At 73.5% G+C, this 23,262-nt stretch carries 20 protein-coding genes and 1 riboswitch; of the genes, 14 read left to right on the top strand and 6 right to left on the bottom strand.

What is annotated here, in order from left to right:
- Positions 1-9: 9 nt before the first annotated feature.
- The 8 genes from ACF1GV_RS06180 (at position 10) to cobI (ending at position 11,411) form a co-directional block, all read left to right on the top strand.
- A complete protein-coding gene (locus ACF1GV_RS06180) occupies positions 10-231 on the top strand; it encodes a hypothetical protein (protein WP_391678320.1) in 222 nt (73 codons plus the stop codon).
- A 125-nt stretch (positions 232-356) separates the two neighbouring features.
- Positions 357-503, top strand: a riboswitch (cobalamin riboswitch).
- 106 nt (positions 504-609) lie between these two features.
- Positions 610-1,551, top strand: a complete 942-nt coding sequence (locus tag ACF1GV_RS06175; protein WP_391678319.1) for a cobalamin biosynthesis protein — start codon at positions 610-612, stop codon at positions 1,549-1,551.
- 25 nt (positions 1,552-1,576) lie between these two features.
- Positions 1,577-3,085 (top strand): cobyric acid synthase, encoded by a 1,509-nt coding sequence (locus ACF1GV_RS06170; RefSeq protein ID WP_391678316.1) that lies wholly within the window; start codon positions 1,577-1,579, stop codon positions 3,083-3,085.
- A complete protein-coding gene (gene cobN, locus ACF1GV_RS06165) occupies positions 3,082-6,735 on the top strand; it encodes a cobaltochelatase subunit CobN (protein ID WP_391678314.1) in 3,654 nt (1,217 codons plus the stop codon). Before ACF1GV_RS06170 ends, cobN begins: the two co-directional genes overlap by 4 nt.
- On the top strand, positions 6,732-8,741 hold the full coding sequence (locus ACF1GV_RS06160) for a putative cobaltochelatase (protein WP_391678311.1): 2,010 nt from the start codon (positions 6,732-6,734) through the stop codon (positions 8,739-8,741). Before cobN ends, ACF1GV_RS06160 begins: the two co-directional genes overlap by 4 nt.
- Positions 8,741-9,340, top strand: a complete 600-nt coding sequence (gene cobO / locus ACF1GV_RS06155) for a cob(I)yrinic acid a,c-diamide adenosyltransferase (RefSeq protein WP_391678309.1) — start codon at positions 8,741-8,743, stop codon at positions 9,338-9,340. The genes ACF1GV_RS06160 and cobO overlap by 1 nt, the downstream gene beginning before the upstream one ends.
- A complete protein-coding gene (locus ACF1GV_RS06150) occupies positions 9,340-10,683 on the top strand; it encodes a cobyrinate a,c-diamide synthase (RefSeq protein ID WP_391678308.1) in 1,344 nt (447 codons plus the stop codon). Before cobO ends, ACF1GV_RS06150 begins: the two co-directional genes overlap by 1 nt.
- Positions 10,680-11,411: a precorrin-2 C(20)-methyltransferase gene (gene cobI, locus ACF1GV_RS06145; protein WP_391678306.1), complete on the top strand. Its 732-nt coding sequence runs from the start codon at positions 10,680-10,682 to the stop codon at positions 11,409-11,411. Before ACF1GV_RS06150 ends, cobI begins: the two co-directional genes overlap by 4 nt.
- Positions 11,412-11,422: 11 nt before the next feature.
- On the opposite strand, the gene ACF1GV_RS06140 is transcribed toward cobI, so the two are convergent.
- On the bottom strand, positions 11,423-12,151 hold the full coding sequence (locus tag ACF1GV_RS06140) for a ZIP family metal transporter (RefSeq protein WP_391678304.1): 729 nt from the start codon (positions 12,149-12,151) through the stop codon (positions 11,423-11,425).
- 91 nt (positions 12,152-12,242) lie between these two features.
- Between ACF1GV_RS06140 and cobM the strand changes: the two genes are divergently transcribed.
- From cobM to cobC, 6 genes are read left to right on the top strand one after another with little or no spacing between them, the layout of a single operon-like run.
- Positions 12,243-13,061 carry a precorrin-4 C(11)-methyltransferase gene (gene cobM / locus ACF1GV_RS06135; RefSeq protein WP_391678303.1) on the top strand — a complete coding sequence of 273 codons (819 nt, stop codon included), beginning with the start codon at positions 12,243-12,245 and terminating at the stop codon, positions 13,059-13,061.
- Positions 13,058-14,293, top strand: a complete 1,236-nt coding sequence (cbiE, locus tag ACF1GV_RS06130; protein ID WP_391678301.1) for a precorrin-6y C5,15-methyltransferase (decarboxylating) subunit CbiE — start codon at positions 13,058-13,060, stop codon at positions 14,291-14,293. The genes cobM and cbiE overlap by 4 nt, the downstream gene beginning before the upstream one ends.
- Complete coding sequence (gene cobJ, locus ACF1GV_RS06125) at positions 14,290-15,990, top strand: precorrin-3B C(17)-methyltransferase (protein ID WP_391678300.1); 1,701 nt, start codon at positions 14,290-14,292, stop codon at positions 15,988-15,990. Before cbiE ends, cobJ begins: the two co-directional genes overlap by 4 nt.
- Entirely contained in the window at positions 15,987-16,574 is a 588-nt protein-coding gene (locus ACF1GV_RS06120) for a precorrin-8X methylmutase (RefSeq protein WP_391678298.1), read from the top strand. Before cobJ ends, ACF1GV_RS06120 begins: the two co-directional genes overlap by 4 nt.
- Positions 16,571-17,482, top strand: a complete 912-nt coding sequence (locus ACF1GV_RS06115) for a sirohydrochlorin chelatase (RefSeq protein ID WP_391678295.1) — start codon at positions 16,571-16,573, stop codon at positions 17,480-17,482. Before ACF1GV_RS06120 ends, ACF1GV_RS06115 begins: the two co-directional genes overlap by 4 nt.
- A complete protein-coding gene (cobC, locus tag ACF1GV_RS06110; protein WP_391678294.1) occupies positions 17,472-18,509 on the top strand; it encodes an Rv2231c family pyridoxal phosphate-dependent protein CobC in 1,038 nt (345 codons plus the stop codon). The genes ACF1GV_RS06115 and cobC overlap by 11 nt, the downstream gene beginning before the upstream one ends.
- A gap of 3 nt (positions 18,510-18,512) precedes the next feature.
- Here cobC and ACF1GV_RS06105 read toward each other — a convergent pair whose 3' ends face one another.
- The 5 genes from ACF1GV_RS06105 to ACF1GV_RS06085 form a co-directional block, all read right to left on the bottom strand.
- Positions 18,513-19,418 carry an SCO1860 family LAETG-anchored protein gene (locus tag ACF1GV_RS06105; protein ID WP_391678291.1) on the bottom strand — a complete coding sequence of 302 codons (906 nt, stop codon included), beginning with the start codon at positions 19,416-19,418 and terminating at the stop codon, positions 18,513-18,515.
- A gap of 142 nt (positions 19,419-19,560) precedes the next feature.
- A complete protein-coding gene (locus ACF1GV_RS06100; protein ID WP_391678290.1) occupies positions 19,561-20,652 on the bottom strand; it encodes an amidohydrolase family protein in 1,092 nt (363 codons plus the stop codon).
- Positions 20,653-20,696: 44 nt separating this feature from the next.
- Positions 20,697-21,488 carry an amino acid ABC transporter ATP-binding protein gene (locus tag ACF1GV_RS06095; RefSeq protein ID WP_363267738.1) on the bottom strand — a complete coding sequence of 264 codons (792 nt, stop codon included), beginning with the start codon at positions 21,486-21,488 and terminating at the stop codon, positions 20,697-20,699.
- Positions 21,485-22,318, bottom strand: coding sequence for an amino acid ABC transporter permease (locus ACF1GV_RS06090; protein ID WP_391678288.1), 834 nt, complete (start codon positions 22,316-22,318; stop codon positions 21,485-21,487). Before ACF1GV_RS06090 ends, ACF1GV_RS06095 begins: the two co-directional genes overlap by 4 nt.
- On the bottom strand, positions 22,315-23,166 hold the full coding sequence (locus ACF1GV_RS06085) for an ABC transporter substrate-binding protein (protein WP_391678287.1): 852 nt from the start codon (positions 23,164-23,166) through the stop codon (positions 22,315-22,317). Before ACF1GV_RS06085 ends, ACF1GV_RS06090 begins: the two co-directional genes overlap by 4 nt.
- Positions 23,167-23,262 lie beyond the last annotated feature (96 nt).

Raw genomic sequence — 23,262 nt, 5'->3', positions numbered from 1 at the left:
AGAAGCAGCATGAAGATCGACTGGGCGGCCCTCGGCTCCGTCTTCGGTGTCAGCCTCATGGTCACCGTGGGTCTGGTGGCCCTGTTCACCCTCGGCATCATGGGCCTGTCCCGCCGCGAGCGGGTCCAGGCGCAGGGCGGTTCGGCCGCCCTCGCGGTCACCGGCGCGTACGCCTGCTTCGCGGCGTGCGCGGCGGCGGTGGCGTACGGCATCAGCCTGATCGTCGCCTGACCGGCCTCGTCAACGAAAAACGCGGGGTGCCCGAGCGGCACCCCGCGTTCCTTTGTGACCTGGCAGGTCGCCTCCGTGTGGGCCTGCCCACACTCCTCCGCCCCAGGTCAAGGGCAAGTTGACGGCCCTCTGACAGCCGTGGTGGACTGCCGGAGCCAAGTTTGCGGCGTGCAGGAGAGGAAGCCGGTGGAAGTCCGGCGCGGTCCCGCCACTGTCACCGGGGTGTGCAACCCCGGGAGCCAGGAACTCTCACCGCCGAATCTCCTTCTAACCAGGGCGCGGACACCCTGAGTGAGGACATGACGCCATGCGCGGCTGCCGGTTGAGGACCAGGCCCATCAGCGACGCTCCGCTCGACCCCACGGCCGGCTGAGCCCGATGCGAGCCGAACGCGTCTTCGCGTACGGCGCCGCCGCCGGCCTCCTCGGTGACCTCCTCCTCGGTGATCCGCGCCGCGGGCACCCGGTCGCCGTGTTCGGACGGGCCGCGGACGCCGTCGAGCGCACCCTGTGGCGCGACCACCGCGGCTGGGGCGCCCTGCACACCGCCGTCTGCGCCGGAGGCGCCGTCGCGCTCGGGGCCGTGGCCGCCCGCTCGGTGCGCCGCTCCCCCGCCGCCTCGGTCGCGCTGACCGCCGCCGCCACCTGGTCCGTGGTCGGGGGGACCTCCCTCGCACGCGAGGCCGGCGCCATCGGGCGCGCCCTGGAAGCCGGGGACGTGGAGGCGGCGCGGGCCCGGCTGCCCCATCTGTGCGGCCGTGACCCCCAGGCGCTGGACGCCGACGGGATCGCCCGGGCCGTGGTCGAGTCGGTCGCCGAGAACACCTCCGACGCCGTCGTGGGCGCGCTGGTGTGGGGCGCCGTCGGCGGGGTGCCCGGGCTGCTCGGGTTCCGGGCCGTCAACACCCTGGATGCGATGGTCGGTCACAAGTCGCCGCGGCTGCGGCGCTTCGGCTGGGCCTCCGCCCGCCTCGACGACGTGGCCGGCTGGCCGGGCGCCCGGCTGACCGCCGCCCTCGCCGTGCTCACCGGCCCGGACCGGCGTGGCGCCGTACGGGCGTGGCGGGCGGACGCGGTGAAGCACCCGAGCCCCAACGCGGGCCCCGTGGAGGCCTCCTTCGCGGGCGCGCTCGGCCTGCGGCTGGGCGGCACCCTGTCGTACGGCGGGCGCGTGGAACACCGGCCCGTGCTGAACCCGCGGGGGCGCGCCGTCGGGACCGAGGACATCGCGCGGGCGGTACGGCTGTCCCGGCGCGTGAGCTGGCTGGCGCTCGGCGTGTGCGCGGGCGCACACCTCATCCGGAAGGGGCGCAATCGATGAACGTCATCGGGAAGGGGCGTGATCGATGAACGGCGGTCTCCTCGTCGCCGGCACCACCTCCGACGCCGGCAAGAGCGTCGTCACCGCCGGGATCTGCCGGTGGCTGGTGCGGCAGGGCGTGAAGGTGGCGCCCTTCAAGGCGCAGAACATGTCCCTGAACTCCTTCGTCACCCGCGAGGGCGCCGAGATCGGGCGGGCGCAGGCCATGCAGGCCCAGGCCTGCCGGATCGAGCCGACCGCGTTGATGAACCCGGTGCTGCTCAAGCCCGGCGGCGAGCAGAGCAGCCAAGTGGTGCTGCTGGGCAAGCCGGTGGGCGAGATGAGCGCACGCGGCTACCACGGCGGACGCCAGCAGAAGCTGCTGGGGACGGTCCTGGAGTGCCTGGCCGAGTTGCGGGGCACGTATGACGCGGTGATCTGCGAGGGGGCCGGCTCACCGGCCGAGATCAATCTGCGCCGGACCGACATCGTGAACATGGGCATCGCGCGGGGCGCGCGGCTGCCCGTGCTCGTCGTCGGCGACATCGACCGCGGGGGCGTCTTCGCGTCCTTCTTCGGCACGCTCGCCCTGCTCTCACCCGAGGACCAGGAACTGGTCGCCGGCTTCCTGGTGAACAAGTTCCGCGGCGACGTCTCCCTGCTGGAGCCGGGCCTGGACATGCTGCACGGCCTCACCGGGCGGCGCACCTACGGCGTCCTGCCCTTCCGGCACGGGCTCGGTATCGACGAGGAGGACGGCCTCAGGGTGTCCCTGCGCGGCACCGTCCGCGAGTCGGCCGTCTCCCCGCCCGTCGGCGAGGACGTCCTGCGGGTCGCCGTCTGCGCGATCCCGCTGATGTCCAACTTCACCGACGTGGACGCGCTGGCCGCCGAACCGGGCGTGGTCGTGCGGTTCGTGGACCGGCCGGAGGAGCTGGCCGACGCCGACCTGGTGGTGATCCCGGGCACCCGCGGGACGGTGCGGGCGCTTCAGTGGCTGCGCGAACGCGGCCTGGCCGACGCCCTCGTGCGCCGGGCCGCCGAGCAGCGGCCCGTGCTCGGCATCTGCGGTGGTTTCCAGATCCTCGGTGAACACATCGAGGACGAGGTCGAGTCACGCGCCGGTGCCGTCGACGGGCTCGGCGTGCTGCCGGTGCGGGTGCGGTTCGCCCGCGAGAAGACCCTGACCCGGCCGAGCGGGGAAGCCCTCGGCGAGCGGGTCGAGGGGTACGAGATCCACCACGGCATCGCCTCCGTGACGGGAGGGGAGCCCTTCCTCGACGGCTGCCGCGTCGGCCAGACCTGGGGCACCCACTGGCACGGCTCGCTGGAGTCCGACGGCTTCCGCCGCGCCTTCCTGCGCGAGGTGGCCGCCGCCGCGGGCCGCCGCTTCGTGCCCGCGCCGGACACCTCCTTCGCCGCGCTGCGCGAGGAGCAGCTCGACCGGCTCGGCGACCTGATCGAACAGCACGCGGACACGGACGCGCTGTGGCGGCTCATCGAGTCCGGCGCGCCGCAAGGACTGCCTTTCATTCCACCGGGAGCGCCCGCATGAGCACAGTGTTGTTGTTGTCCACCGCCGACACGGATCTGCTGGCGGCCCGGGCCTCCGGTGCGGACTACCGGATCGGCAACCCGACCCGCGTGGACGTCGCCGAGGAACTCCCGGCGCTGGTCGAGGGCGCCGACCTCGCCGTCGTACGGCTGCTGGGCGGCAAGCGGGCCTGGGAGGACGGGCTCGCCGCGCTGAAGGCGTCCGGCATCCCTACCGTGCTGCTGGGCGGCGAGACCGTCCCGGACGCCGAGCTGATGGCCGAGTCGAGCGTGCCGGCCGGCGTGGTCGCGGAGGCGCTGCGGTACCTGGTCGAGGGCGGTCCCGCGAACCTGCTGGAGCTGTCGCGGTTCCTGTCGGACACGGTGCTGCTGACCGGTGAGGGCTTCGAGGAGCCGCACACGATGCCGGAGTACGGCGTCCACGGCTCGTACGCGCTGCAGGACGGCCGTCCGACCGTCGGGGTGCTCTTCTACCGCGCCCACGAACTGAGCGGCAACACCGCCTTCGTGGACACCCTGTGCGAGGCGATCGAGGCGCAGGGCGCCAATGCGCTGCCCGTGTACTGCGGTTCGCTGCGCGGCGCGGACCCTGGGCTGTACGAACTCCTCACGCGCGCCGACGCCCTGGTCGCCACCGTGCTCGCGGCCGGCGGCACGCACGCCTCGCAGGCCTCCGCGGGCGGCGACGAGGAGGCCTGGGACATCGGCGCGCTCGCCGACCTCGACGTCCCGGTGCTGCAGGGCCTGTGCCTGACGTCGTCGAAGAGCGCCTGGGAGGAGTCGGACGCCGCCCTGTCCCCCATGGACGCGGCGATGCAGGTCGCCATCCCGGAGTTCGACGGCCGGCTGATCACCGTGCCGTTCTCCTTCAAGGAGCAGGGCCCGGACGAGGTCCCGGTGTACGTCGCCGACCCGGAGCGGGCCGCGCGCGTCGCCGGCATCGCCGTGCGGCACGCCCGGCTGAAGCACAAGCCGAACGCCGAGAAGAAGATCGCGCTGGTCTTCACCGCGTACCCGACCAAGCACTCCCGCGTCGGCAACGCGGTCGGTCTGGACACGCCCGCGTCGGCGGTGCGGGTGCTGGACGCGCTGCGGGACGCCGGGTACGCGGTGAGCGGGTACCCCTCCGGCGGTGACGAGCTGATCCACCGGCTGATCGAGGCCGGCGGCCACGACGTGGAGTGGCTGACCGAGGAGCAGCTGGCCTCCGCGCCCGCGCGGGTGCCGCTGGCGGACTACCGGGCGTGGTTCGACAAGCTGGACCCGGAGCTCAGGGACGCCATGCTGGAGGCGTGGGGTGAACCGCCGGGCTCCCTGTACGTCGACGGCGACGACATCGTCCTGGCCTCCCTGCAGTTCGGGAACGTCGTCGTGATGATCCAGCCGCCGCGCGGCTTCGGCGAGAACCCGATCGCGATCTACCACGACCCGGACATGCCGCCGTCCCACCACTACATGGCGGCCTACCGCTGGCTGGACAACAGCTTCGGCGCGGACGCGATCGTGCACATGGGCAAGCACGGCACGATGGAGTGGCTGCCGGGCAAGGGCCTCGGCCTGTCGGGCGGGTGCGCCCCGGACGCCGTCCTCGGTGACCTGCCGCTGATCTACCCGTTCATCGTCAACGACCCCGGCGAGGGCACCCAGGCCAAGCGGCGCGGGCACGCCACGGTCGTCGACCACCTCGTACCGCCGATGGCCCGCGCCGACACCTACGGCGACCTGGCGAAGCTGGAGCAGCTGCTCGACGAGTACGCGCTCGTGTCCGACCTGGACCCGGTGAAGGCGCCGGCCGTGCGCGCGCAGATCTGGACGCTGGTCAAGGCGGCCGAGCTGCACCACGACCTGCATGTGGACGAGCAGCCGGACGACGAGGCGTTCGACGAGTTCGTCATGCACATCGACGGCTATCTGTGCGAGATCAAGGACGTGCAGATCCGCGACGGCCTGCACATCCTGGGCGGCGGTCCGGTCGCCGAGCCGCGCGTCAACCTGGTGCTGGCCGTGCTGCGCGCCTCACAGGTGTGGGGCGGGCAGGCGAACGCCCTGCCGGGTCTGCGGGCCTCGCTCGCGGCGCACTTCGGGCTGGTGGAGAAGGAGCTGCTGGGCGAGCCGGGCGCCCCGGTGAAGGTGCCGGTGGAGCTGACGGACCTGGTGGACGGTCCGGCGCGCACCGCGTCCGACGCGATCGACCTGCTGGAGCAGTTGTGCCGGCGGATCGCGGAGGGCATGGAGGCGCGGGGCTGGGAGCGGGCGGCCGTGCCGGAGGTGCTGCGCGGCGCGCTGAACGCCGAACTGCCCGACGCGACGGCCGTGCTGGAGTTCGCGTGCGACGAGGTCGTGCCGCGGCTCGCCCGTACGACCGACGAGATCGGGCACATCCTGAAGGCGCTGAACGGCGGTTACGTCCCGGCCGGGCCGTCCGGTTCGCCCACCCGCGGTCTGGTCAACGTCCTGCCGACCGGCCGGAACTTCTACTCGGTCGACCCCAAGGCGATTCCGTCCCGGCTGAGCTGGGAGGTCGGGCAGTCGCTCGCCGACTCGCTCGTGGCCCGCTATCTGCAGGACACGGGCGAGTACCCGAAGTCCGTCGGCCTCACGGTGTGGGGCACGTCCGCGATGCGCACCCAGGGCGACGACATCGCCGAGATCCTGGCGCTGCTGGGCTGCCGTCCCGTCTGGGACGACGCCTCGCGCCGTGTGACCGGCTTCGAGGTGGTGTCCCTGGAGGAACTGGGCCGGCCGCGCATCGACGTCACGGTCCGTATCTCCGGCTTCTTCCGGGACGCGTTCCCGCACGTCGTGGGGCTGATCGACGACGCGGTCCGCACGGTGGCGGAGCTGGACGAGCCCGCCGAGCGCAACCATGTGAAGGCGCACGCCGACGCGGACACCGCCGAGCACGGTGACCGGCGCCGGGCCACGGCCCGTATCTTCGGCTCCAAGCCGGGCGCGTACGGCGCCGGTCTGCTGCCGCTGATCGACGCCCGCAACTGGCGCTCGGACGCCGACCTGGCCGAGGTGTACGCGGTGTGGGGCGGCTACGCCTACGGGCGCGGGCTCGACGGGCGGGCGGCGCGCGGGGACATGGAGACCGCGTTCAAGCGGATCGCCGTCGCCGCGAAGAACGTCGACACCCGTGAGCACGACCTGGTCGACGCCGACGACTACTTCCAGTACCACGGCGGCATGGTCGCCATGGTCCGTCACCTGACCGGCGCCAACCCCGAGGCGTACGTGGGCGATTCGGCCACGCCGGACCAGGTGAAGACGCGCACGCTGGGCGAGGAGACGCACCGGGTGTTCCGTGCCCGGGTGGTCAACCCGCGCTGGATGGCGGCCATGCGCCGGCACGGCTACAAGGGCGCCTTCGAGATGGCGGCGACCGTGGACTACCTGTTCGGGTACGACGCGACGGCGGGCGTGGTCGACGACTGGATGTACGAGAAGCTCAGCGCCGAGTACGTCTTCGACCCGGAGAACCGGGACTTCATGAAGAAGTCCAACCCGTGGGCGCTGCGGGGCATCACCGAACGACTGCTGGAGGCCGCCGAGCGTGGCCTGTGGGCGGAGCCGGACGCGGACACGCTGGAGCGGCTGCGCGCCACCTATCTGGAGCTGGAAGGCGACTTGGAGGGCGACGAGAAGTGACCACCCCCTTTCCCTTCACGGCCGTGGTCGGCCAGGACGATCTGCGGCTCGCGCTGCTGCTGAACGCCGTCTCGCCGGCGGTCGGCGGGGTGCTGGTGCGCGGCGAGAAGGGCACCGCGAAGTCGACGGCCGTGCGCGCGCTGTCGGCGCTGCTGCCCGAGGTCGACGTCGTCGCCGGGTGCCGCTTCTCCTGCGACCCGGCCTCCCCGGACCCGGCATGCCCCGACGGTCCGCACGAGCCGGGGGCCGGTGTGGCACGGCCCGCCCGCATGGTCGAACTGCCCGTCGGCGCCTCCGAGGACCGCCTCGTCGGCGCGCTGGACATCGAGCGGGCGCTCGCCGAGGGCGTGAAGGCGTTCGAGCCGGGCCTGCTGGCCGACGCGCACCGCGGCATCCTCTACGTCGACGAGGTCAACCTGCTCCACGACCACCTGGTCGACCTGCTGCTGGACGCGGCGGCGATGGGTGCGTCGTACGTGGAGCGCGAGGGCGTCTCCGTGCGCCATGCCTCGAAGTTCCTGCTGGTCGGCACCATGAACCCGGAAGAGGGCGAGCTGCGGCCGCAGTTGCTCGACCGGTTCGGGCTGACCGTGGAGGTCGCCGCCTCCCGTGAGCCCGACCAGCGGGTGGAGGTCGTCAAGCGGCGCCTGGCGTACGACGCCGATCCGGCCGCCTTCGCCGCCCGCTGGGCCGAGGAGGAGAGCGCCGTACGGCAGCGGATCTCGGCGGCGCGGGCGCTGCTGCCGCAGGTGCGCCTGGGCGACGGCGCGCTGCGCCAGATCGCGGCGACCTGCGCGGCGTTCGAGGTGGACGGCATGCGCGCCGACATCGTCATGGCCCGCACCGCGACCGCGCTGGCCGCGTGGGCCGGGCGGACCGACGTACTCGCCGAGGACGTGCGGCAGGCAGCGCTGCTCGCGCTGCCGCACCGGCGGCGCCGCAACCCCTTCGACGCGCCCGGTCTCGACGAGGACAAGCTCGACCGGACGCTGGAGGAGTTCTCCGGCGAGTCCCCCGACGACGATCCCGACCCCGACGGGCCCGGCGGGCCCGGCGGGGGCGGCGGGCAGCCGGCGCCGGACTCCGGTCCGCAGGGCGGGGACACCGGGGCGCGGCCCGAGGAGGGCGACGGCGGCGAGCCGCAGCCGTCCGGCGCGGGCGCGGGTGAGCAGCAGGCGGCGCGCGCCTCGGAGCCCTTTCGCACCAAGGTGCTGAGCGTGCCCGGGATCGGCGAGGGTGCGTCCGGGCGGCGTTCGCGGGCGCGCACCGAGCAGGGGCGCACCACCGGGGCGCGCCGCCCGCAGGGTGCGCTGACCAAGCTGCATCTGGCGGCGACCGTGCAGGCGGCCGCGCCGCACCAGCGGGCGCGCGGCCGGTCCGGGCCGGGGCTGGTGATCCGCCGGGACGATCTGCGGCAGGCGGCCCGCGAGGGGCGTGAGGGCAACCTCGTGCTCTTCGTGGTGGACGCCTCCGGGTCGATGGCGGCACGGCAGCGGATGAGCGCCGTGAAGGGCGCCGTGCTGTCGCTGCTGCTGGACGCCTACCAGCGGCGGGACAAGGTGGGTCTGGTGACCTTCCGGGGTTCCGCCGCCGACGTGGCGCTGCCGCCGACCTCGTCCGTGGACGCGGCCGCCGCGCGGCTGGAGTCGTTGCCGACCGGCGGGCGTACCCCGCTGGCGGCCGGGCTGCTCAAGGCGCGCGAGGTGCTGCGGGTGGAGCGGCTGCGGGACCCGGCGCGCCGGCCGCTGGTCGTGGTGGTGACGGACGGGCGGGCCACCGGTGGTCCGGAGCCGGTCGCGCTGGCCGGGCGTGCGGCACGGCTGTTCGCGGCCGACTCGCTCGCCTCGGTGGTCGTGGACTGCGAGTCGGGGCCGGTGCGGCTCGGGCTCGCCGGGCAGCTCGCCGCCGATCTGGGCGGCACCGCCGTCACGCTCGACGAGCTGCGGGCGGACTCGATCGCCGGTCTGGTCAAGGACGTGCAGGGGACTTCTAGGAGGGCCGCGTAATGCCGCAGGGACAGCCGAGTGTCGTACCGGACGACGGTCTGACGACCCGTCAGCGACGCAACCGTCCGCTGGTCGTCGTGCACACCGGCGTCGGCAAGGGCAAGTCGACGGCCGCCTTCGGTCTGGCGCTGCGCGCCTGGAACCAGGGCTGGCCGATCGGGGTGTTCCAGTTCGTCAAGTCGGCGAAGTGGAAGGTCGGCGAGGAGAACGCACTGCGCGTCCTCGGCGCCTCCGGCGAGGGCGGCACCGTCGACTGGCACAAGATGGGCGAGGGCTGGTCGTGGGTCCAGCGCGACGCACAGATGGACAACGAGGAGAAGGCCCGCGAGGGCTGGGAGCAGGTCAAGCGCGACCTGGCCGCCGAGACGTACCGGCTGTACGTGCTGGACGAGTTCGCCTACCCCATGCACTGGGGGTGGGTCGACACCGACGAGGTGATCGACGTGCTGCGCGACCGGCCGGGCACCCAGCATGTGGTGATCACCGGGCGGAACGCCCCCGAGAAGCTGGTGGACTTCGCCGACCTGGTCACCGACATGTCCAAGGTCAAGCATCCGATGGACGCCGGGCAGAAGGGCCAGAGGGGCATCGAGTGGTGATGTCCGTTCCCCGGCTGGTCGTCGCCGCGCCCTCCTCGGGCAGCGGCAAGACCACCGTCGCCACGGGGCTGATGGCCGCGTTCGCCGCGCGGGGGCTCGCCGTGTCCCCGCACAAGGTGGGCCCGGACTACATCGACCCCGGCTATCACGCGCTGGCCACCGGGCGGCCGGGCCGCAACCTCGACGCGTACCTGTGCGGGCCGGAGCTTCTCGCTCCGCTGTTCCTGCACGGGTCGCGGGGCTGCGACCTGGCCGTGGTGGAGGGCGTGATGGGGCTGTACGACGGTGCCGCCGGGGAGGGCGAGCTGGCGTCCACCGCGCAGGTCGCGAAGGTGCTGCGGGCGCCGGTCGTGCTGGTCGTGGACGCCTCCTCGCAGTCGCGGTCGGTGGCCGCGCTGGTGCACGGGTTCGCGTCCTGGGACCCCGAGGTGCGGGTCGGGGGCGTGATCCTGAACAAGGTCGGCTCCGAGCGGCACGAGTCCCTTCTGCGGGAGGCCCTCGATTCGGCCGGGGTGCCGGTGCTGGGCGTGCTGCGGCGGGCGCCGCAGGTGGACACGCCGTCGCGGCACCTGGGGCTGGTGCCGGTCGCCGAGCGGGGCACCGCAGCCGTGGAGGCGGTCGCGGCGATGGGGGCGCAGGTCGCCGCCGGGTGCGACCTGGAGGCGCTGGAGGCGCTGGCCCGCGGCGCCGGTGCGCTGACGGACGAGCCGTGGGAGGCGCCCGTCGCCTCCGTGGCGGAGCGGCCCGTGGTCGCCGTCGCCGGTGGACCCGCGTTCACCTTCTCCTACGCCGAGCACCCCGAACTGCTCACCGCCGCCGGGGCCGACGTCGTCACGTTCGATCCGTTGCGGGACGAGCGGCTCCCGGACGGAACACGAGGGCTGGTCGTCGGCGGCGGCTTCCCCGAGGTGTACGCGGCCGAGCTGTCCGGCAACGAGCCGCTGCGCAAGGCGATCGCGGAGCTCGCCCTGTCCGGCGCTCCCGTCGCCGCCGAGTGCGCCGGGCTGCTCTATCTGTGCCGGGAGCTGGACGGGCAGCCGATGTGCGGGGTGCTGGACGCCACCGCCCGGATGACCGAGCGGCTCACCCTCGGCTACCGGGACGCGGTGGCCGTCGGCGACAGCGTGCTCGCGCCGGCCGGGACGCGGATGCGGGGGCACGAGTTCCACCGCACGGTCGTCGAGCCCGGCGCCGGCGCGGCTCCCGCCTGGGGAGTACGCACTCCCGTCAGGCGGGTCGAAGGTTTCGTACAGGGCGGTGTGCACGCGAGCTATCTGCACACCCACTGGGCGTCCGTGCCCGGTGTCGCCCGTCGGTTCGTGGAGAGGTGCCGGACGTCATGAGCAGCAGGCTGATCGGGGTCGGAGTCGGTCCGGGCGATCCGGAACTGGTGACCGTCAAGGGCGTGAACGCGCTGCGCGCCGCCGACGTGATCGTCGTCCCCGTGATGGACACCGGGGAACGCGGGCGCGCCGAGGCGACCGTGCTGCACTACGTGCCCGAGGAGAAGGTCCTGCGGGTCGTCTTCGCGCTGAACGAGCGCACGGACCGCACGCGCCGGGAGGCGGCCTGGGACGCGGCCGGCGAGCGGGTCGCGGCGCTGCTGCGGCAGCACGGCACGGTGGCGTTCGCGACGATCGGCGACCCCAACGTGTACTCGACGTTCACCTACCTCGCGCAGACGATCGCCGAGCTGGTGCCCGGCACGGTCGTGGAGACGGTGCCCGGCATCACCGCGATGCAGGACCTGGCGGCCCGCTCCGGCGCGGTGCTGACCGAGGGCACCGAGCCGCTGACGCTGGTGCCGGTGACCGCCGGTTCGGCGGTGCTCAAGGACGCGCTGAACGGGCCGGGCACGGTCGTGGCGTACAAGTTCGGGCGGCAGGCGGCGGAGGTCGCGGAGGCGCTGCGGGAGACCGGGCGGCTCGCCGACGCGGTGTGGGGTTCGGCGCTGGGCCTGCCGGAGGAGTCGATCCGGCCGGCCGGTGATCTGGACGGCGCCCCGCTGCCGTATCTGTCGACGCTGATCGCGCCCGCGCGGCGGGACGGCGGCCGGGGCGGCAAGCTGTGAGACGCAGGCCGTCAGCCCATCATGCCCACGACCAGCCAGATGAACGCCGCCCCCGCGACCGTGCACAGCACGGTGGAGCGGGCGGGGTGTTCGTGGTGGGCCTCGGGCAGGATCTCGGCGGCGGCGAGATAGAGCAGGACCCCGCCGAACAGGCCGAGATAGCCGCCGAGGACGCCCTCCGGGATGGCGAGGTACGCGGATGCGGCGGCTCCGGCGACCGGTGCGAGGGCATCCGCGAACAGCATCGCGTAGGCCTTGCGGCGGGCGTTGCCGTACAGGCTGGTCAGGGTGAACGTGTTGAAGCCGTCCGCGAAGTCGTGGGCGATGACGGCCAGCGCGACGCCCGTGCCCATGGAGCCGCCCACCTGGAAGGACGCGCCGATCGCCACGCCGTCCATGAGGCTGTGGCCCACCATCGCCGCGGCGGCCGTCAGGCCCACCTCCGGCGCCCGGTGGTTGTGTTCGTCCCCTCCGTGGGAGGCGCGGCGGGCCGCCAGCAGGCGTTCCACCAGATGGGCCAGCAGGAAGCCGGCCACGAACAGCAGCAGGGCCGCGGGGACGCCGTGGACCTCGGTGCCGGCCGCCTTGAGGGCCTCCGGCAGCAGGTCCAGGCCGACCACGCCGAGCATCAGCCCGCCCGCCAGGCCCAGCACCAGGTGGCGGCGGTCGGTCACACGCTGTGCCGTCCAGCCGCCGGCGAGCGTCATCAGGAACGCCCCGATCGCCACGAAGACCGCCATAGGCCCTTGCTATCCGATGCACGGGCGTGCGCGCACGTCCGACAGCCCCTGACGCACTGACATACCGATCTGTAGGAGAGGACCGATTCCCATGGCCGATGCCCCCACCGGCAAGGTGACCTTCGTCGGTGCCGGCCCCGGCGCCGCCGATCTGCTGACGTTCCGTGCCGCGCGCGCCATCGCCGAGGCCGATGTCGTGATCTGGGCGGCGAGCCTGGTCCAGGCGGAGGTCCTCGAACACGCCCGCGAGGACGCCGAGATCCTGGACTCGGCGACCATGTCCCTGGAGGACGTCGTCGCCGTGTACCGACGTGCGTTCGACGAGGGACTGAAGGTGGCCCGGATCCACTCCGGCGACCCGGCCCTGTGGGGGGGCACGCAGGAGCAGCTGGACCGCTGCCGGGAGATCGGCATCGCCACCGAGGTCGTGCCGGGCGTGTCGTCGTTCTCGGCGGTGGCCGCGCTGGCGCAGCGGGAGCTGACGATCCCCGAGGTGGCGCAGTCGGTGGTGCTGACCCGGCTGGGCGGCGGCAAGACGCCGATGCCGCCCGGTGAGGAGGTCCGCGAGTTCGCCAAGCACGGCACCACCATGGCGGTGTTCCTGTCGGCGGCGCGCAGCGGGCAGCTGGTGCGGGAGCTGCTGGAGGGCGGCTACCCGACGGACACTCCGGTCGTCGTGGCGTACCAGGCGACCTGGCCGGAGGAGCTGATCGTGACGTGCACGATCGGCACGCTGGAGGAGACCGTCAAGGAGCACAAGCTCTGGAAGCACACCCTCTTCCTGGTCGGCCCGGCGCTCGACGCGCATGGCACGCGTTCGCACCTGTACCACCCGGGCCATTTCCACGGTTTCCGCAAGGCGGACCCCGAGGCCCGCAGGGCGCTGCGCGAGCGGGGTGCCGGCACGTGATCACCGTCGTGGGCGCGGGGACGGGTGAGCCCGTCGGCGCGGACGTCCTCGCGGGCGCGGAGCTGGTCGTGGGCGGGCGGCGGCATCTGGACGCGGCCGCCGTGCCGGAGACGGCGGAGCGGATCGTGCTCGGACCACTGACTCCGGCGCTGGACGCGATCGAGGAGTACGTCCGCAAGGAGCGGCGGGTGGTCGTGCTGGCCTCGGGCGACCCGGGTTTCTTCGGGATCGTGCGGATGCTGGCCGAACGGTTCGGCGCGGACCGGCTCGATGTGCGGCCCGGGGTGTCGTCCGTGGCGGCCGCGTTCGCGCGGCTCGGGCTGCCCTGGGACGACGCCGTCGTCGTCAGCGCCCACGGCCGTGATCTGCGCACCGCCGTGAACGTGTGCCGGGCGCAGCCGAAGGTGGCGGTGCTGACCGGTCCCGGCGCGGGCCCCGCCGAGATCGGTGCCGCGCTGCGGTCGTACGACCGGACCCTCGTCGTGGCGACGGCGCTGGGCTCCCCTCGGGAACGGCTGGAGCGGGTGACGCCCGCCGAGGCCGCGGCCCGCGACTGGGGTACGGCGGTCAGTGTCGTGGTCAGCCTGGACGAGCGGCGGGCGCTCGGCCCTGTCCGGACGCTGGCCGGGCGCGGTCCGGGGCCCGCCGGATGGGCGCTCGCGGAGGACGCGTTCGCCCACCGCGACTCGATGATCACCAAGTTCGAGGTGCGGGCGCTGGCACTGGCCCGGCTCGGGCCGCGCCCCGGCGACCTGGTGTGGGACGTCGGCGCCGGTTCCGGTTCGGTGGCCGTGGAGTGCGCGCGGCTCGGGGCCGCCGTCACCGCGGTGGAGAAGACCGTGGACGGTGTGCAGCGGATCCGCGCCAACGCGGCCGCGCACGGTGTCGACGTGCACGTGGTGCACGGGGCGGCGCCGACCGTGCTGGCCGGTCTGGACGAGCCCGACGCGGTGTTCGTCGGCGGTGGCGGGCGGGAGCTGCCCGCCGTCGTCACGGCCTGCGCGCGGCGTGCCCGGCGGACCGTGGTGATCGCGCTGGCCGCCCTCGACCGGGTGCCGGCGGCGCGTGCCGCGCTGGCGGACGCCGGGTTCGACGTGGACGGCGTGCTGCTGCAGTCGTCGCGGCTCGCGCCGCTGCCCGGGGACGTGACCCGGCTCGCGGCGGCCAATCCCGTTTTCCTGCTGTGGGGCGAGCGGCCCCCGGCATCTGCTGATGAAGGAGTTGCCCAGTGATCGGCCTCATTTCCGCCACCGCGGCGGGGGCGGCGGCGCGCGACCGGCTGGCCGCGGCGTGGCCGGACCGCACCCGCGTGTACGACGGCGCTGTCGCGGACGCCGTGCGGCGGGCGTTCGCGGAGTGCGAGCAGCTGGTGTGCTTCCTGGCGACCGGCGCGGTGGTCCGGCTGGTCGCGCCGCTGTTGGGCGACAAGGCGACCGACCCCGGTGTGGTGTGCGTCGACGAGGGCGGCCGGTTCGCCGTGCCGGTGCTCGGCGGGCACGGCGGCGGCGCCAACGAGCTGGCCGCCGAGGTGGCCGAGGTGCTGGGCGCGGTGCCGGTGGTGACGACGGCGACGGACGCCGTCGGGCTGGCCGGCCTGGACACCTTGGGCCTGCCCGTCGAGGGCGCCGTCGCGGCCGTGTCGCGGGCGCTGCTGGACGGGGAGCCGGTGGCGTTGGAGGCGGAGGTGGCGTGGCCGCTGCCGCCGCTGCCGGTGGCCGAGCGGGGCGCGTACACGATCCGCGTCAGCGACCGCGCGGTGGCCGCCGGGGAGCGCGAGGTGCTGTTGCGCCCGCCGACGCTGGTGGCCGGTGTGGGGGCGTCCAAGGGCGCCCCGGTGGACGAGCTGCTGGCGCTGGTCGAGGCCGCGCTGGCCGAGGCGGGGCTGTGCGTGCGGTCGCTCGCCGAGCTGGCCACCGTGGACGCCAAGGCCGGTGAGCCCGGCCTGGTCGAGGCCGCCGAGCGGCTCGGGGTGCCGCTGGTGACGTACCCGGCCGAGGAGTTGGCCGCGGTCGAGGTACCGAATCCGTCCGACGCGCCGCTCGCCGCCGTCGGCACACCGTCCGTCGCCGAGGCCGCAGCGCTCGCGCGGGGCGGTGAACTCCTCGTCCCCAAGCGGAAGTCGGAGCGCGCGGACAGCTCCCCCGCCATGGCCACCTGCGCCGTCGTACGGCGTCCGGGCCGCGGGCGGCTCGCGGTGGTCGGCCTCGGGCCGGGCGCCCGTGACCTGCTCACCCCGCGCGCCAAGGACGAACTGCGCCGCGCCTCCGTCCTGGTGGGTCTCGACCAGTACGTCGACCAGATCCGCGACCTGCTGCGCCCCGGCACCCGCATCCTGGAGTCCGGGCTCGGCGCCGAGGAGGAGCGGGCCCGTACCGCCGTCGCGGAGGCCCGGCGCGGGCAGGCCGTGGCGCTGATCGGCAGCGGTGACGCCGGCGTGTACGCGATGGCCTCGCCGGCGCTGGCGGAGGCGTCCGACGACATCGACGTGATCGGGGTGCCGGGCGTGACCGCGGCGCTCGCGGCCGGGGCGATCCTGGGCGCGCCGCTGGGCCACGACCATGTCTCGATCTCCCTGTCGGACCTGCACACGCCGTGGGAGGTCATCGAGCGGCGGGTGCGGGCCGCGGCCGAGGCGGACCTCGTGGTCACCTTCTACAACCCGCGCTCCCGGGGCCGCGACTGGCAGCTGCCCAAGGCGCTCGCGATCCTCGCCGGGCACCGGGAGCCGACGACGCCCGTCGGTGTCGTACGCAACGCCTCCCGGCCGGACGAGTCCAGCCGCGTCACGGCGCTGGGCGACCTCGACCCGGCGACGGTCGACATGATGACGGTCGTGACCGTGGGCAACACCGCGACCCGGAACATCGCGGGGCGCATGGTGACCCCGCGCGGCTACCGCTGGCAGACCACCCAGGAGGAGGCCCGGTGAACCGTGTGGTCCATCCCATCGAGGAGGAGTCCTACCGGCGGCTGCGCGCCCGGCTGGACACCTCGCACTTCCCGCCGCTGACCCGGGCCGTGGTGGAGCGGGTCATCCACTCCGCCGCCGACCTGGAGTACGCGAGCGACCTCGTCATGGACGAGGACGACCTGGTCACGGCGCACGCCGCGCTGCACGCCGGGGCGCCGGTCGTCGTCGACGTCGAGATGGTCGGGGCCGGCATCACCCGCCGCGAGACCGTGTGCCGGCTCAAGGACGCCACGGCCGGTCCCGGACTGACCCGGTCCGCGCACGGCATCCGGCTCGCCTACGAGCAGGTCGGGCCCGGCGCCCTCTGGGTGATCGGCAACGCGCCGACCGCGCTGGAGGAGCTGCTGACGCTGGACGCCGCCCCGGCGCTCGTCATCGGCCTGCCCGTCGGTTTCGTCGGGGCCGTCGAGTCCAAGGCCGCGCTGCGCGAGAGCGGGCTGCCCGCCGTGAGCAACGTGTCCGAGAAGGGCGGGTCGGCGGTCGCCTCCGCCGCCTTGAACGCCCTGCTGTACCACCCCCTTTCATCTGAGGAGACCGCGTGACCACCCCGCCCGCCCTGCTGATCGCCGGCCACGGCACCCGGGACGACGCCGGAGCCGAGGCGTTCCGCGACTTCGTCCGCGAGCTGGGGCTCCGCCACCCCGAGCTGCCCGTCGCGGGCGGCTTCATCGAACTGTCCCCGCCGCCGCTGGGCGAGGCCGTGACCGAGCTGGTGGAACGCGGGGTGCGCCGCTTCGCCGCCGTCCCGCTGATGCTGGTGTCCGCCGGGCACGCCAAGGGCGACATCCCGGCGGCGCTGGCCCGCGAGAAGGAGCGGCACCCCGGCATCACCTACACCTACGGCCGTCCGCTGGGCCCGCACCCGTCGCTGCTGAACGTCCTGGAGCGGCGCCTGGACGAGGTTCTGGACGGCGTCGACCGCTCCGAGGTGACGGTGCTGCTGGTCGGGCGCGGCTCGACCGACCCGGACGCCAACGCCGAGGTGCACAAGGCGGCGCGGCTGCTGTGGGAGGGGCGCGGATACGCCGGTGTGGAGACGGCGTTCGTGTCGCTGGCGGCGCCGGACGTGCCGAGCGGGCTCGAGCGGTGCGCGAAGCTCGGCGCGCGGCGGATCGTGGTCCTGCCGTACTTCCTGTTCACCGGCATCCTGCCGGACCGGGTGCGCAGGCAGACCGGGGAGTGGGCGGCGGCGCACCCCGAGCTGGACGTCCGCTCGGCGGACGTCATCGGGCCGGAGCCGGAGCTGCTGGACCTGGTGATGGAGCGGTACGAGGAGGCCGTCAAGGGCGATCTGCGGATGAACTGCGACTCGTGCGTGTACCGAATCGCGCTGCCGGGCTTCGAGGACAAGGTGGGGCTGCCGCAACAGCCGCACTTCCACCCGGACGACGACGGGCACCATCACCACGGACACGGGCACGGAGGGCACACGCACTCCCATGCGCACTGACGGGCACGACCTCCGTCACCACGGTGACGCCGAGGTGCGCGACGACGGGGCGGCGCTGGTCGACCTCGCGGTGAACGTGCGCGCGGACACGCCGCCGGCCTGGCTGCGGGAGCGGATCACGGACTCGCTGTCCTCGCTCGCCGCCTACCCGGACGGACGGGCGGCGCGGGCGGCGGTCGCGGCGCGGCACGGGCTGCCGGCCGAGCGGGTGCTGCTGACGGCCGGGGCGGCGGAGGCGTTCGTGCTGCTGGCGCGGGCGCTGAAGGTGCGCCGGCCGGTCGTCGTGCATCCGCAGTTCACGGAACCCGAGGCAGCGCTGCGGGACGCGGGCCACAGCGTGGACCGGGTGCTGCTGCGGGAGGGAGACGGCTTCCGCCTGGATCCGGCGCTGGTCCCCGAGGACGCGGACCTGGTGGTGGTGGGCAACCCGACCAACCCCACGTCGGTGCTGCACCCGGCCGCGTCGATCGCCTCGCTGGCCCGCCCGGGGCGGACGCTGGTGGTGGACGAGGCCTTCATGGACGCGGTGCCGGGTGAGCGGGAGGCGCTGGCCGGGCGGACGGACGTGCCCGGCCTGGTGGTGCTGCGCAGCCTGACCAAGACCTGGGGCCTGGCCGGGCTGCGCATCGGGTACGTCCTCGCCTCCCCCGAGGTGATCGCCGAACTGGAGCGGGCCCAGCCGCTGTGGCCGGTGTCCACGCCGGCGCTGGCGGCGGCGCGGGCCTGCGTGGAGCCCGCGGCACTGGCGGAGGCGGCCCGGGCGGCGGACGCGATCGCGGCGGACCGCGCACACCTGGTCGCCGGACTGCGGCGCCTGGGCGTGCGGGTGGTGACCCCGGCCGAGGGGCCGTTCGTGCTCATCCGGCTGCCGGGGGCCGCCGCCGTACGCCGGCGCCTGCGCGCCCTGGGGTACGCCGTCCGGCGCGGGGACACCTTCCCGGGGCTCGGGGAGGACTGGCTCCGGCTGGCCGTGCGGGACCGGGCGACGACGGACGGCTTCCTCCAGGCACTGGCGTCGGCGCCGTAGGGATCAGCCCCGGCGGCGGGCCAGCGCGACCGCTCCGGCGCCCGCCGCGAGCAGGGCGACCGAGCCTGCCGCGATGTACGGCGTCAGGGAGTTGCCGCCGGTCTCCGCGAGGTCGGCCTGAGCGGGGGCGCCCTGCGGTTTCACGTCCGGGGCCGGGTCGGCGGCGGCCGGCTTCGGCGCGGGCGCGGCCGGCTTCGGCGCCTCGCAGGTCGCCTTCGCCAGGGTCACGGTGCCTTCGACCTCCGCCACGTTGAGTTTCAACGGGTTGACGGAGACCTTGAGTTGCAGGGCCGTCGCCGCCGCCGTGCGGGACGTCGTCTCGCTCTTGGACAGGTCCAGGCGGACCTCGCCCACGCCCGGCACCTTCACGTCCGTCGTGCCGCCCGACGTCAGCGTGACCCGCTTGCCGAGGACCGTCACCGCGCCCAGCACGTTCGACGTGGCCACCGGAGCCTTCCCGGCCTCGCAGGTCGCCTTGGCCGTGACGTCCTCGACCTCGATCAGCGACAGCAGCGGCAGGCCGGGGACGTGCAGCCGGGCGTGCGCGAGGCGGGTGGCGGCCTCCGCCTTGTGCGCGGTCGTCGTCGCCTTCGCGGTGGCCACCTCGGCGCTGAGCACGCTGAACGGGTTGCCGTTGTTCACGCCGTCGAGGCGGACGGCCAGCGCGGTCTTCTGCGCGCTGCGCGGCGCCTGGACCTCGTTGAGGGAGACCGCGAGCGGGACGTTCACGGTCTTGTCGAGCAAGGACACGTCGAGGCCGGTGCGCAGGACCACGGCGCTCGCCCGGCCCTGGTCGCCGGTCGCGTGGGCCGGGCCGGCGCCCGCGAGGACCACGGGTGCGGCGGCGAGGGCCGCGACGGCGGTCAGGCGTCGGCGGCGTGCGGGCATGCGGAAGGTGTTGCCGTTCAAGGGTGGGCCCCCCAGAGAAGGAACGCTTCGGGACCCCGCAAGGATTACGGCTCGAACGCGGGGCGGTCGGCACGGAGAGGGGACTTCACCCCAAAGGGTGTTCGTCGCGCACGTCTTCGAATCCCGCGCCTCATGAGACCGCTCAGCTCACCGGTGTCCCGTTCACCACGACCCGGCGCGGTGCGGCCAGCACGCGTACGTCCGCGCGCGGGTCGCTGTCGTAGACGACGAGGTCGGCCGGGGCGCCCTCGTCGAGGGCGGGGCGGCCCAGCCAGGCGCGGGCGCCCCAGGTCGTCGCGGACAGCGCCTCGATCGGCGGGATGCCGGCCGTCACCAGCTCGGCCACCTCCGCGCCGACCAGACCGTGCGGGAGGGACCCGCCGGCGTCGGTGCCGACGAACACCGGGATGCCGGCGTCGTAGGCGGCGCGCACGGTGTCGTAGCGCCGCTCGTGCAACCGGCGCATGTGTTCCGACCAGCGCGGGAACCTGCTCTCGCCGCCGGCCGCGAGCTGCGGGAAGGTGGCGATGTTGACGAGCGTCGGGACGATCGCCACCCCGCGCTCGGCGAACAGCGGGATGGTGTCCTCCGTCAGACCCGTGGCGTGCTCGATGCAGTCGATGCCGGCTTCCACCAGGTCGCGCAGGGAGTCCTCGGCGAAGCAGTGCGCGGTGACGCGGGCGCCGAGGCGGTGGGCCTCGGCTATCGCCGCCTCGACCGCCTCGCGGGGCCAGCAGGCGGACAGGTCGCCGAGGTCGCGGTCGATCCAGTCGCCGACGAGCTTGACCCAGCCGTCGCCGCGCCGGGCCTCCTGGGCGACGTACGCGACCAGGTCGTCCGGTTCGATCTCCCAGGCGTAGTTGCGGATGTAACGGCGGGTGCGGGCGATGTGCCGGCCCGCGCGGATGATCTTCGGCAGGTCGTCGCGGTCGTCGATCCAGCGGGTGTCGGACGGCGAGCCGGCGTCCCGCAGCAGCAGGGCGCCCGCGTCGCGGTCGGTGAGGGCCTGCTTCTCGGCCGTCTCCGGTTCCACCGGGCCGTGTGCGTCGAGGCCGACGTGGCAGTGCGCGTCGACCAGACCGGGCAGCACCCAGCCCTCGACCGTGCGCACGTCACGGGCGCCGGCCGGGCGGTCGTAGGAGATCCGCCCGTCGACCACCCACAACTCGTCCCGGACGTCGTCGGGCCCGACCAGGACCCGTCCCTTCACGTGCAGCACCGCGCGATCGCTCATGCACGGCACTGTAATAAGCCGGCGCTCACCACGTCAGGGAGCCCCTACTCGCCGTTGCCCACCTGGTCGGAGGTCTCCTCCTCCACCTCGGCCATCGCCGGGTCGAGGAGGCGGGAGAGGAAGTGCCGGGTGCGCTCGTGGCGCGGGTGGGTGATGACCTGCTCCGGGCTGCCGTCCTCGACGATGACGCCGCCGTCCATGAAGACGACCCGGTCGGCGACCTCGCGGGCGAAGGTCATCTCATGGGTGACGACCATCATGGTCATGCCCTCGCGCGCCAGCCTGCGCATGACGGCGAGGACGTCGCCGACCAGCTCCGGGTCGAGCGCGGAGGTCGGCTCGTCGAACAGCATCACCTCGGGGCCCATCGCGAGCGCCCGCGCGATGGCCACGCGCTGCTGCTGGCCACCGGACAGGGAGGACGGGTAGGCGTCCGCCTTCTCGGACAGGCCGACGCGCTCCAGGTTCTCGGCGGCCACCTTGGCGGCCGCCGCCTTGTCCCGCTTGAGGACCCGGCGCTGCGGCAGCGTGAGGTTCTCGGTCACCGTCAGGTGCGGGAACAGGTTGAACTGCTGGAACACCATGCCGATACGGCGGCGTACGGCGTCGATGTCGACGTCCGGGTCGGTGACCTCGGTGCCGCCGACGAAGACCTGGCCCTTGCCCGGTTCCTCCAGGAGGTTCACGCAGCGCAGCAGCGTGGACTTGCCGGAGCCGGAGGGGCCGATGACGCAGACCACCTCGCCCTGGCCGATCTCCAGGTCGATCCCGCGCAGCACCTCGTTGTCGCCGAAGGACTTGTGCAGGTCCCTGATCTCGATCTCGGGTCGGCTCACTTGACCGCCTCCTGGGCCTTGGCCTCCATGCGGCGCACGACGAAGCCGAGCGGGATCGTGATCAGCAGGTAACACAGGCCGGCCACGAGGATCGGGGTGGAGTTGGCGGTCGTACTGGCGAGGTCGCGGCCGTACTTGGACAGGTCGCGCTCCTCCAGGGTGACGCCGAGGAAGAGGACGAGGGAGGAGTCCTTGAAGAGCAGGACGAGTTCGTTGGTCAACGGCGGGAGGATGATCCGGAACGCCTGCGGGATGATCACGGAGATCATGGCACGGGCGGGCGAGAAGCCCAGCGAACGGGCGGCCTCCATCTGCCCCTTGGGCACGGCCTGGATGCCGGCGCGGATCGTCTCGGCCATGTAGGCGGCGGCGACCAGCCCGAGCGCGATGGCGACCTTGCCGTAGGTACCGCCGATGATCTCGGTGCCGGGGAAGGCGAGCGGGACGGCGACACCGATGAAGATGAAGATCAGCAGGGCGGGCAGGCCGCGGAAGATCTCGATGTAGATGCCGGCCAGCCAGCGGTAGGGGCCGACGGACGACAGCCGCATCAGCGCGATCACCATGCCGAGCGCGAGTCCGACGACGAAGCCGGACACCGTGTACAGCACGGTGTTCTTCAGCGCGAGCGTGATGACGTCCGGGAACATCTGGCGCGCGATGCTGCCCTGCGCGAACTGGTTCTTCAGCCGCCCCCAGTCCGCCGTGACCGCGAGCGCGATCACGGCGGCGACGAAGACGGCGTACTGCACACCGCGCGAGACGCTGCGCTTCTGACGCCGGGTCAGGCCCTTCTTGCGAGGCTGGAGTTCGGTGTCCGTCGCGGTCATGAGGCGGACGGCGAGGCGACGGAGGCGTCGTAGGGGCCGATCCACTGCTCGTACAGCTTCTTGTACGTGCCGTCGGACTTGGCCTTCGCGATCGCCTTGTTGATGGCCTCGCGCAGCTTGGTGTTGCCCTTCTTGACGGTGAAGCCGTACTGCTCACCGGTCTTCAGGTTGTCGACGACCTTGAACTTGTCCGCGTTGGCCTTGTCCTTCAGCCAGCCCTGGACGACGGGGTAGTCGATGATGACGGCCTTGACCTGGCCGGTGCGCAGGCCGTTGATGACGGCGTCGGAGGACTCGAAGGAGACCGGGTCGAAGCCCTTGCTCTTGGCATAGTCCTCGCCGGTGGTCTGCGCCTGGGCGCCGAGCTTGACGCCCTTGGCCTTGACGTCGGCGAGGGAGTTGACGCCGCTGTTCTTGTCGACCAGGACGGCCTGGGTGGCGTCGAAGTAGGGGTCGGAGAAGTCGACGTTCTTCTTGCGTTCCGCGGTGATGGTCATGCCGGCCGCGGCCAGGTCGCACTTGCCGGCGTTGAGGAAGGCACCGGTCTTGAAGTTCTCGAACGGCGTGTCGAGGATCTCCTGCTTCACGCCGAGGTCCTTGGCGACCAGGTCGATCAAGGAGACGTCGAAGCCCTGCACCTTGCCGTCGATCTCCGACTGGAAGGGCGGGTACGGCAGGTGGGTGCAGGTGGTCAACTGCCCCGCCTTGACCAGCTCGACCCCGCCGGCGGCGGTCTTGGAGCCGCTGCCGCCGTTGCCGGTGGAGGTGCACGCGGCCACGAGCATCAGCCCGGCCGTCGCGGTGGTGGCGGCCAGAACGCGGGTCCGGCGCCCGGGGAGCGTGTTCACGGGGGAGCCTCCTGTGTTGGAACTGAGAGTTCCGATTATAAGGAGAGGTTTGGGCCTCTCAAATCAAACCCATGGTTACGGGGCGGTCTCACCTTA

It is taken from the genome of Streptomyces sp. NPDC014006 (assembly GCF_043088925.1).
Classification (GTDB): Bacteria; Actinomycetota; Actinomycetes; order Streptomycetales; family Streptomycetaceae; genus Streptomyces.
This window is presented reverse-complemented; position numbering and strand designations above follow the sequence as displayed.